Origin of the sequence: Variovorax sp. 770b2, from assembly GCF_900115685.1 — a bacterium.
Classification (GTDB): Bacteria; Pseudomonadota; Gammaproteobacteria; order Burkholderiales; family Burkholderiaceae_C; genus Variovorax.
This window is the reverse complement of the sequence record NZ_FOXJ01000001.1, coordinates 94557-106376: the sequence shown is the minus strand read 5'-3', so window position 1 is coordinate 106376 and position 11820 is coordinate 94557. Positions and strand designations below refer to the sequence as shown.

The window sequence follows — 11820 nt, the reverse complement described above, 5'->3', positions numbered from 1 at the left end:
GTGTGATCCGTACGTTGGCTTCGCGTTGCCGGGGTTCATGCAGCTTCTTCCATGCTGGCCATGAAGGCATCGATATCGGAGAGGGCATCGGCGAGCGGCTTTCTCTGGCCGGCGCCGTTGATCAGGGCGGCCATGCCGCCCAGGGTCGGGTGCTGGAAGATGTCCTTGATCGACAGCTGCGCATGCATCGCGCTCTCGACGCGGGCCACCATCTGCACGGACATCAGCGAGTGGCCGCCGAGCTCGAAGAAGTCGTCGTGGCGGCCGACGCGCGCCATGCCCAGCACCTCGCACCAGATGGCTGCGAGGGCCGTTTCGACTTCACCCTGCGGCGCCTCATAGGCCCGCTCGCTGGCCCGCTCGGGCTCGGGCAGCGCCTTGCGGTCCACCTTGCCGTTGGCGTTCAGCGGCAGCGTGGGCAGCACCACGAAGGCCGCCGGCACCATGTAGTCGGGCAGCACCTGGCCCAGCCGCACGCGCAGGCCCGGCGTGTCGATCGCCTGGTCTGCCTGCGCCGACAGGTACGCCACCAGCATCGTCGCACCCGCCTGCTCGCGCGCAATGACCGTCGCCTCGCGCACCTCGGGCTGCGCCAGCAATTGCGCCTCGATCTCCCCGAGTTCGATGCGGAAGCCCCGCACCTTCACCTGGTGGTCGATGCGCCCCAGGTAGTCCAGCTGGCCCTGCGCGTTCCAGCGAACCAGGTCGCCCGTGCGGTACAAGCGGCTGCCGTCCTCGGCCGCGATGAAGCGCTCGGCCGTGAGGCCGGCACGATTCAGGTACCCGCGCGCCAGGCCTTCGCCCGAGACGTGCAGTTCGCCCGCCACGCCCAGCGGCACGGGGTTCAGCTGGGCATCGAGCACGCGCAGGCCCAGGTCGGGGATCGCAAGGCCCACGGGGCTGCGCTGCGGGCCGATGTCCGCCGCGGTGATGCGGCGGTAGGTCACGTGCACCGTGGTCTCGGTGATGCCGTACATGTTCACGAGCTGGGGATGCTGGTCGCCGTGGTGTTCGATCCAGCCGCGCAGGCGCTGCGGCTCGAGCGCTTCGCCGCCGAAGATCACGACGCGCAATGCCAGATCCTTTTCCATGGCTTGCGGCAGGCTGGCCAGTTGGCCGAAGGCAGAGGGCGTCTGGTTGAGCACCGTCACGCGCTGCGTGCGCAGCAGCTGCAGGAAGTCTTCGGGGGAGCGGCTCACCCAGTAGGGCACCACCACCAGCTTGCCGCCGGTGCACAGCGCCCCGAAGATCTCCCACACCGAGAAGTCGAAGGCGTAGGAGTGGAACATCGTCCATACGTCCTCGGGGCCGAAATGGAACCACGATTCGGTCTGGCTGAGCAACCGTGTCACGTTGCGGTGGCACAGCTGGGCACCTTTGGGGCGACCGGTGGAGCCGGAGGTGTAGATCACATACGCGAGGTTGTCGGGGCTCAGTGCCACGCTCGGATTCGTGTCGGACCGATTGCTGAAGTCCGCGGTGTCCAGCGGCAGCACGGCCACGCCAGCGGGCAGCGCGACCGACTCTTGAAGGTGGCTCTGGGTGAGCACCAGCGACAGCCGGCTGTCCTGCACCATGTAGGCGATGCGGTCGGCCGGGTATTCCGGATCGAGCGGCACATACGCACCGCCGGCCTTCAGGATGCCCAGCAACGCCACCACGAGCTCGATGCCGCGCTCCACCGCCACGCCCACGCGGGTCTCGGGACGCACGCCCAGTTCGATCAGGTGATGCGCCAGCCGGTTGGCCCGGCGGTTGAGTTCGCCATAGCCCAGCGCCTGCGCCTCGAAGGACAGCGCGGGCGCCTCGGGGTGCAGTGCCGCCTGACGTTCGATCAGACGGTGCAACGGTTCCGCATCCCCACGGTCTTTCGCATACGCGCTCCACGCCGCGAGCTGTTGCTTCTCCTGCGCTGGCATCGGATCGATTTCGCAGACCGGCTGCACGGCCGGCTTCGCCAGCGCATCGACGATCCCCTCCAGCGCCGAATGCACCAGCCCGCAGACGTACGCGGCCCCCACCGGCTCGTGGATCTGCGCCACGAGCTCGAAGCCCTCGCCCAGGTCGTCGATCGACAGGGTGAGCGGGTAGTTGGTGCGCTCGTCGGCACCGAGCACTTCCATGCCTTCGAGCAGCAGCGTGCCCTCGGCCTGCTCCTGCGTGTAGCGGTAGTTGAGCAGCGCCGAGAACAGTGGCGCGCCGCCCGGCAGCGCCGTGCAACGCTGCGCCAGCGCGAGGCTCGCGTGCTCGTGGTGCAGCAGCTGCGTGAGCGCATCGTGCGTCTGCTTCACGCAGTGCGCCACATCGCGCGCACCCAGCTTCACACGCAGCGGCAGCGTGTTGATGAACATGCCCCAGGCCCGGTCGGTACCCTCGCCACCCTGCATTCGCCCGAACAGCACCGTGCCGAACACCACGTCGTCCTTGCCCGTGGCCTTGCCCACCACCAGCGCCCACGCCAAGTGGAACAGCGTCGCCGCCCCCACCCCGTGGCGTTGCGCCTCGCGCCGCACCTGCTGCGCCAGCTCGGGCGCAAGTCGCAGGCGTGCCTCGTGCACCCGCGTGCCGTCGCCCTGCACGTCCAGCAGGTTGAACGGCGCCGTCGGCTCGTCCACATCGCCCAGCATCCGGCGGAAGAACGCCTCGTGTTCCTGTTGGCTCACGCCAAGCCGCGCCTGCCCCACGAAGCGCCTGAAGGGCACCGGCTCGGGAAGCTCCGCCTGGCGGCCCTGCTCGATCAGCGCGATCTCCTCGACCAAGAGGTCCAGCGTCGTGTGGTCCAGCACCAAGTGGTGGCTGGGCAGCTGCAGCACCCAGCGGTTGCTCGCGTCGTCGTGCGCAGCGACCGCGCGGATCATCGGCGCTTGGCGCACGTCGATGCGGTAGTGCGAGGGGTGGACGTGGGCCGCGAGCTGGCCTGCGATGTCTTTGGCCATGTCCACGTCCTGCAGCCATTGCAGCGTCAATGTCGCGCCGCGCTGCACCACCTGCACCGGCTCCTTCAACCCCTCCCACAGCACCGCGGTGCGCAGGATGTCGTGGCGTGCGATCACCTGGTTGAAGCTGGCGATGAAGCGCTCCAGCCGCTGGCGGCTGTCGAAGCTCAGGCCCAGCGGCGTGACGTAGGCATCGCCCTCGGTCTGCAGCAGGTGATGGAACAGCATGCCCTCTTGCAGAGGCGCCAGCGGGTAGATGTCCTGGATGTTGATTGCACCGCCCTGCACTGCCGATTCGATGCGCGCGATCTGCGGTGCATCGAGGTCGATCAGGGTGACCATTTGCGGCTCGATGGATTCGCAGCCCGCAGGGATGCCGTTGGGCGGGACGACGACTTCGCGGTCCTTCGGCCCATCAGCCCCTTGCACCAAGGCTTGCGCAAAGGCAGCAAGCTGCGGATGCTGGAACAGCGTGCGCACCTGCACCGACCAGCCCAGCGCGCGCACGCGCTCCAGCAGCCGCAGCGCCAGCAGCGAGTGACCACCCAGCTCGAAGAAGCCATCGTTGCGGCCCACGCGCGCCACGCCCAGCACGTCGGCCCATATCGCGGCCAGCGCCTCTTCCACTTCACCCTGCGGCGCTTCGTAGGCGTCCGCGTTCTCCAGCCCGGGTTCGGGCAGCGCCTTGCGGTCGACCTTGCCGTTGGCATTCAGCGGCAGTGCGCCGAGCACCACCACCGAGGAGGGAACCATGTAGTCGGGCAGCACCTCTGCCAAACGCTGGCGGAGTTCGGCCGAGCCGATCTCGCGGCCCGCATGCGCCGAGACGTAGCCCACCAGGCGCGCGCCCAGCGGCCCCTCTCCGGCCACCACCACTGCCTCGCGCACCTCGGGCTGCGACAGCAGCTGCGCCTCGATCTCCCCCAGCTCGATGCGAAAGCCCCGGATCTTCACCTGGTGGTCGATGCGGCCCAGGTACTCCAGCTGGCCTTGCTCGTTCCAGCGGACCAGGTCCCCTGTGCGATAGAGCCGCCCGCCCTTGTCGTCGAACGGATCGGCCACGAAGCGCTCCGCACTCAACCCGGGCCGGCCGAGATAGCCGCGCGCCAGCAGCGCACCGCCGATGCACAGCTCGCCTGCCGCGCCCTGCGGCACCAGGCTGAAGTCGGGGCCGACCACGCGCAATGCACGGCCTGCCAGCGGCACGCCGATGGGCATGCGCAGTGGCACGCCTTGGTCGCCCGCCTGCAAATACGGCGCGCAATCCAGCACCGAGGCCGTGACCGTCGCCTCGGTCGGCCCGTAGGTGTTGAGCAGCGCGATGTGCGCGAGCCCCGCCCTGCGCCAGGCGTTGAGCCCTTCGGGCGGCATCGCCTCGCCGCCCGCATGGACCTGCCGCAGCGCGCCGTACGGACGCGCGCCATGGCGCGCGAAGTCTTGCGCGAGCAGCAGCCAGTAGGCCGTGGTGAGGTCGGCCACGCTGATGCGCTTGTCGATGAGTTCGCGGTAGAAGGTCTCGCTGTCCCACAGCGCGGGGCCGCGCAGCACGATCGCGGCGCCCGCTGCGAGCGGCGGGAAGGTCTGCTCGATGAAGCCGTCGAAGTTCAGCGTCGAGAACTGCAGCATGCGGTCCGACGGCACGAGGCCGAAGAACCGGATGGATTCCTGCGCATGCTGCACCAGCGCGCCGTGCGAAATGCCGACGCCCTTGGGCCGCCCGGTGGAGCCCGAGGTGTAGATCAGGTAGGCCAGGCCGTCGCGATGCAGCGCGACCTGCGGATCGCGCGCAGGCTGCGCAGACAGGTCGAGCGCATCGAGTGCCAGCGTCGGCAGCGAACCGCTGGACGCAAGGCGTCCGGCAATGTGCGACTGCGTGAGCAGCAGCGAGATGCCGCTGTCGCCGACCATGTAGGCCAGGCGATCGGCCGGGTACTCCGGGTCGAGCGGCACATAGGCGCCACCGGCCTTCAGGATCGCGAGCAGGCCCACCATCATCTGGACGGAGCGCTCCACCGCGATGCCCACGCGGTGCTCGGGCTTCACGCCGAGTTCGATCAGGCGATGCGCGAGGCGGTTGGCCCTGGCGTTGAGTTCCGCGTAGCTCAGCGTTGCATCGCCGAACACCAGCGCGGGTGCCTCTGGCGCCTCTTTCGCATGGCGCTCGAACAGCCGGTGCACAGGCTGCGCATCGTCGTAGCCTTGCGGGTTGACACCCCATGCCGCGAGCTGGTGCTTCTGCGATGCGGGCACCAGGTCGAGGTCGCATGCGAGCTGCGCGGGCTGCTTTTCCAGGGCCCGGGCGATGGACGCGATCGCCGCATGCATCAGGCCGCACACGCGCTGCGCGTCCACGGCCTGGTCGATCAGCGCGACCAGCTCGAAACCGTCGCCCACATCGTCCACCGACATGTCGAACGGGTAGTTGGTGAACTCGCGGCCGCCGAGCACTTCCATGCCTTCGCCCAGCGGCGTCTTCGACGACTTCACCGGCCGCGAATTGAAGCGGTAGTTCAGCAACGCGGAGAACAGCGGCGTTCCGCCAGGCAGTGCCGTGCAGCGCTGCGCCAGGGAAAGGCCGGCATGCTCGTGATGCAGCAGTTGCGCGAGCGCTTCATGCGTCTGCTTCACGCATTGCAGGACGCTCCGGGTTCCCAGGCGGATCCGCAGCGGCAGCGTGTTGATGAAAAGCCCGACCGCGCGCTCCGCGCCCTGGCCACCCTGCATGCGCCCGAACAGCACCGTGCCGAACACCACGTCGTCCTTGCCCGTGGCCTTGCCCAGCACCAGCGCCCACGCCAGGTGGAACAGCGTCGCCGCCCCCACCCCATGGCGCTGCGCCTCGCGCCGCACCTGCTGCGCCAACTCCGGCGCCAGCCTGAGCTTCGCCTCGTGCACCCGCGTGCCGTCGCCCTGTACGTCCAGCAGGTTGAACGGCGCCGTCGGCTCGTCCACATCGCCCAGCATCCGGCGGAAGAACGCCTCGTGTTCCTGTTGACTCACGCCCAGCCGCGCCTGCGCCACGAAGCGCCTGAACGGTACCGGCTCGGGAAGCTCCGCCTGGCGGCCCTGCTCGATCAGCGCGATCTCCTCGACCAGGAGGTCCAGTGTCGTGTGGTCCAGCACCAAGTGGTGGCTGGGCAACTGCAGCAACCAGCGGTTGCTCCTGTCGTCGTGCGCGGCTATTGCGCGGATCATCGGCGCCTGGCGCACATCGATGCGGTAGTGCGAGGGATGGACGTGGGCCGCGAGCTGGCCTGCGATGTCCGAGGCCATGTCCACGTCCTGCAGCCATTGCAGGTTCAGCGTCGCATGCTGCTGCACCACCTGCACCGGCTCTTTCAATCCCTCCCACAGCACCGCGGTGCGCAGGATGTCGTGGCGTGCGATCACCTGGTTGAAGCTGGCGATGAAGCGCTCCAGACGCTGGCGGCTGTCGAAGCTCAGGCCCAGCGGCGTGACGTAGGCGTCGCCTTCTGTCTGCAGCAGGTGATGGAACAGCATGCCCTCTTGCAGAGGCGCCAGCGGGTAGATGTCCTGGATGTTGATTGCACCGCCCTGCACTGCCGATTCGATGCGCGCGATCTGCGGTGCATCGAGGTCGATCAGGGTGACCATCTGCGGTTCGATCGCCTTGCAGCCTGCGGGAATTCCATTGGCGGGAACAACGACTTCATTGCCTTGCCGCTCCTGCGTCAGTGCCTGCGCAAAGGCGGCAAGCTGCGGATGCTGGAACAGCGTGCGCACCTGCACCGACCAGCCCAGCGCGCGCACGCGCTCCAGCAGCCGCAGCGCCAGCAGCGAGTGACCACCCAGCTCGAAGAAGCCATCGTTGCGGCCCACGCGCGCCACGCCCAGAACGTCGGCCCAGATCGCGGCCAGTGCTTCTTCCACTTCACCCTGCGGCGCTTCGTAGGCGCCCGCGTTCTCCAGCCCGGGTTCGGGCAGCGCCTTGCGGTCGACCTTGCCGTTGGCATTCAGCGGCAGTGCGCCGAGCACCACCACCGTGGAGGGAACCATGTAGTCGGGCAGAACCTCGGCCAAACGCCGGCGCAGTTCGGCCGAGCCGATCTCGCGGCCCGCATGCGCCGAGACGTAGCCCACCAGGCGCGCGCCCAGCGGCCCCTCTCCGGCCACCACCACTGCCTCGCGCACCTCGGGCTGCGACAGCAGCTGCGCCTCGATCTCCCCCAGCTCGATGCGGAAGCCCCGGATCTTTACCTGGTGGTCGATGCGTCCCAGGTACTCGATCTGTCCTTCGGCGTTCCAGCGCACGAGATCCCCCGTGCGGTACAGCCTGCCGCCGCTGCCGAACGGGTCGGCCACGAAGCGCTCCGCGCTCAGCCCCGGTTTGTTCAGGTAGCCCCGCGCAAGACTCACCCCGCCCAGGTACAACTCCCCCGCCACGCCCCTTGGCACCAGGTTCAGCTCCGCATCGAGCACATAGCCCTGCGTGTCGCTGATCGGCTGGCCGATCGGCACCAGCGCCTGTCCGTCGTCCCGGCAGGTCCAGCGCGTGACGTGGATGGTGGTCTCGGTCGGGCCGTACAGGTTCTGCAGCGTCGCGCCGCTCAAACGCTGCAAGGCCTCCTTCTGCGTCTCCGAGGGCATGGCCTCGCCCCCGCAGATGATGTGCTTCAGGCGCGTGCTCGCCTCGATCCCCGGGTGCGCCAGGAAGGCCTGCAGCATCGCCGGCACGAAGTTCAGCGTGGTGATCTGGTGGCGCTGGATCAGCTGCACCAGCCGCTCGGGATCGCGGTGGTCGCCCGGGTTGGCCACCACCAGCCGGGCCCCGGCGGTCATGGGCCAGAACAGCTCCCAGCACGAGACGTCGAAGCCGAACGGGGCCTTGTGCAGCACGGTGTCTTCGCGGCCCAGGCCGTAGACGCGCTGCATCCAGGCCATGCAGCTGTGCAGGGCGTCGTGGCGGATGGCTGCGCCCTTGGGGCGGCCGGTGGAGCCGGAGGTGTAGATGACGTAGGCGAGATGTTCGCCGTGCAGGGCAACGTTTGGATCGCTCTCCGGTTCGTGGGCGAGATCGAGGCCCTCGACTTCGAGGAAAGTGAGACCTTCGCGGGAGGCGATGTGATCGCGCGTGGCGCGGTGGGTCAGCAGCAACTCGATGCCGCTGTCCTCGACCATGTACGCCAAACGCTGCGTCGGGTATTCGGGGTCCAGAGGTAGATAAGCACCACCGGCCTTGAGGATGGCCAGGATGCCCACCACCATCTCCACGCTGCGCTCCATGGCGATGCCCACGAGGACATCGGGGCCCACGCCCAGGGAGATCAGGCGGTGGGCTAGGCGGTTGGCGCGGCAGTTGAGTTCGAAGAAGCTCAGGGCTTCATCGGCGAACAGCAGCGCGGTGGCCTGCGGCTGGCTGCGGGCATGGCCTTCGATGAGGCGGTGCACCGGCTGTAGGCCGGGCTCGCGGTGCGGGTTCACGCTCCACTGCGCGAGCTGCGCCTTCTCGAAGGCACCCAACAGATCGACATCGCCGACAGCCTGTTCGCCCCGGCTGGCCAGTGCACCAAGGATCGCCACGTAGTGACCCGCCATCCGCTCGATGCTCTGTGCATCGAACAACTCGGCCGCATAGATCAGGTCGAGCTTCAGTCGGCCATCGGGCCGCTCGCGCGCCTCGAGCACCAACTCGAATTGCGCCTGCAGGTCCGGCAGCGCATGGTCGCTCACCGCGATGCCGCCGAGCCGTTCAAGCGCCCGATGGTCTTCGAACAGGTGGTTGAACATCACCTGGAACAGTGGGCTGCGGCTCATGCTGCGTTCGGGCTGCAGCGCCTGCACCAGTTGCTCGAACGGCAGGTCCTGGTGCGCCTGCGCGCCGAGCACGGCTTCGCGCGCCTGGGCCAGCGCGCGCGCGAGGCTCGTGCGCCCGTCGATGGCGTTGCGCAGCACGAGCGTGTTGACGAAGAGGCCGATGACGTTCTCGAACTCCACGCGGTTGCGGTTGGCGATGGCGGTGCCGATGCGGATGTCCTGCTGGCCCGTGTGACGGTGCAGCAGCACCTGCAGCCCTGCGAGCAGCACCATGAAGAGCGTCGTGCCGTCGGCTTGCGCAAGGCCGCGCAACTGGCCGAGCAAGGACGCGGGCAGCTCGAAGGCATGGCGCGCCGCGCGGTAGCTGGCTTCGGGCTGCCGCGGTCGGTCGGTGCGAAGCTCGAGCACCGGATGCTCCTCGCCGAGCTGCGAGCGCCACCAGGCCAGCTGGCGCTCGCCCTCGCCGGCCGCGAGCCATTCGCGCTGCCAGACTGCGTAGTCGGCGTACTGCACCCGCGTTGCGGGCAGCACGGCCGCGCTGCCATGCAGGCGCGCGAGGTAGCCGGCCGCCAATTCGTCGATCAGCACCTGCATCGAGGCGCCGTCGGACACGATGTGGTGCATCACCACGGCGAGCACCTGGCTGTCGTCCGCGGTGCGGATCAGTGCGGCGCGCAGCAGGCGGCCCTGCGCCAGGTCGAAGGGCGCGGACTTGAGGCGGTGGGTTTCATGCGCCAATCGCGCGTTCTGTTCGCCGGCGGGCAGGCCGCGCAGGTCGATCAGCGCCAGCGGCAGCGCGCCTGTCGCAGCAATCCATTGCACGGCCGTGTCATCGGGCCCGACGCGGAACGTGGTGCGCAGCGATTCGTGGCGTGCGACGAGGTCGCCGAGCGCCGCTTGCAACGCTAGGAGGTCGAGCGATCCGGCCAGGCGCAGCGCGCCGCTCATGTGGTATGCGGCGCTCTGCGGATCGAGCTGCCAGAGGAACCATTGGCGCTCCTGCGCGTGGGACAGCGGCAGCGCCTGCTGCCTGCGCGCTGCGGGCAACGTGGCGATGGGGACCGGGCGGCTGTGCGCGGCCGGCGCGCCCAGCGCGAGCTGCTCGCGGACGGCAGCTGCGCACTCGTGCAGCCGCGGCCTCTCGAACAGCATGCGTGCCGGGAAAACGATTTCCCATTGCGACGAGATACGCGCCGCGGCCTGCGTGGCCGTGAGCGAACTGCCGCCGCGCGTGAAGAAATGGGCGTCGCGCGCAAACGGCTTGTCGGACGGTGCCCTCAGCACCTCGCGCCAGATCGCATCGACCGCGCGCTCGATCTCGTCGAGCACGGGCGCTTCGGCCTGCGCCTCGGCAGGACCGCCCTTGACGAAGACACCGCGCTCGTAGATCGCGTAGGCATCCGCGCTGCGATCGAGCCAGCCCGCGCGGCAGGCGCTGCGCTGCAGCTTGCCGCTCGTGGTCTTGGGCATGCCGCCCGGGTTGAGCAGCAGCACGGCCGAGAGCGCTTCGCCGAACACCTCGCTGACCGCGGCGCTCAGCGCCTCGACCAGCGCCTGCGGCGGCACCAGCTTCTGCATGCTGCGCGACACTTCGGCCGCGGCGCCGATGCCTTCGCCATCGGATCCGCTGGCGGCGAACACCGCCACGCGCCCCTTGCGCACCGCGTCCACCTCGGCCTCGATGACGCGCTCGATGTCCTGTGGATAGATGTTGTGGCCGCGCACGATGATCAGGTCCTTGATGCGGCCGGTCACGTAGAGCTCGCCGTCGCACACGAAGCCCAGGTCGCCGGTGCGCAGCCACCGCCGGCCCGCATGCTCGACGAAGGTCTCCGCGGATTCGCGCGGCTTGCCCCAGTAGCCGGCGCCGATGCTCGCGCCGCTCACCCAGATTTCGCCGATGCGGCCGGGCTCGGCCACCACCGACAGCGTGGCGGGATCGACGATCTCCACCACATGATCGACCGCCACCGCGCCGCAGCCCACGAGCAGCGTGCCTTCCTCGCGCGGCGCGCCCCTGCCCGCAGCAAGGCCGTCGGCGTCGAAGCCGCGTGCGACCATGCCGGCGCCGCGCTGCCCGCCTGTCACGAACAGGGTCGCTTCGGCGAGGCCGTAGCAGGCGTAGACCGCGCCTGCATCGAAGCCCGCGGGGGCGAAGCGCTCGATGAAATCGAATTCGGTATCGGCGCGCACCGGCTCGGCGCCGGTGTAGGCCACGCGCCAGCTCGAGAGATCGAGCTGCGCGATCTGCGCGTCCTTCACGCGCTCCAGGCACAGGCGGAACGAGAAGTCCGGGCCGCCGCTGAGCGTGGCGCGATGGCGCGAGATCAGCTCCAGCCAGCGCACCGGGCGCTCGAGGAAATAGCGCGGCGACGTCAGCACCAGCGGGATGCCGCTGTACAGCGGCTGCATCAGGCCGCCGATCAGGCCCATGTCGTGATAGAGCGGCGCCCACGAGACGAACTTGTCGTCCGGACCGATGCCCATGCCGACCTGAATGGCATGCTCGTTGGCCATCAGGTTGCCGTGCGTGACGATCACGCCCTTGGGCGCCGAGGTCGAGCCCGAGGTGTATTGCAGGAAGGCGACGTCGTCGTCGCTCGGCTCGAAGGGCTGCCAGGCGTCGGCCAGCGCGATGTCGACCGCATCGACGGCGACCATCTGCACATCGCCGAACTGGTTGCCGGCCGCCGACATCGCGGCGCTCAATGCGGACGACGTGAGCACGCAGCGCGCCTGTGAATCGGCCGCCACGCCGGTGAGCCGCGCCAGGTGCTGGGGCCGCGTCGATTCGGGCGGAAACACCGGCACCGCGATCACGCCGCAGTAGAAGCAGGCCAGCATGCTCACCGCATAGTGGTCGCCGTTGTCGAGCATGACAAGCGCGCGGTCACCCTTGGCGAACTGCTGCTGCAGGCGCGCTGCGAGCGCGCGCACGCGCCGCTCGAAGACGGCATAGGTGAAGGGCTGCTCGCTCAAGACGCCATCGACCTCGTCGACCACGGTGAGCCAGACGTCGTGCGGACGCCGCTCGGCCAGCGCGCGCAGGTGCGCCACGAAATTACGCGGTTGCCGGCCGACGGATCCCGTCGCGAGCAGTTCAGTCATA

The 11820-nt window shown here is 69.1% G+C and carries 1 protein-coding gene; it reads right to left on the bottom strand.

Features of this window, described 5'->3' with window-relative positions:
* Window positions 1-35: 35 nt before the first annotated feature.
* A complete protein-coding gene (locus tag BM133_RS00470; RefSeq protein WP_093430873.1) occupies window positions 36-11819 on the bottom strand; it encodes a non-ribosomal peptide synthetase in 11784 nt (3927 codons plus the stop codon).
* Between the last annotated feature and the right edge of the window lies 1 nt (window position 11820).

Excerpts from the sequence above, each read along its gene's own strand:
- BM133_RS00470 (WP_093430873.1), bottom strand. The coding sequence starts at position 11,819 with ATGACTGAACTGCTCGCGACGGGATCCGTCGGCCGGCAACCGCGTAAT.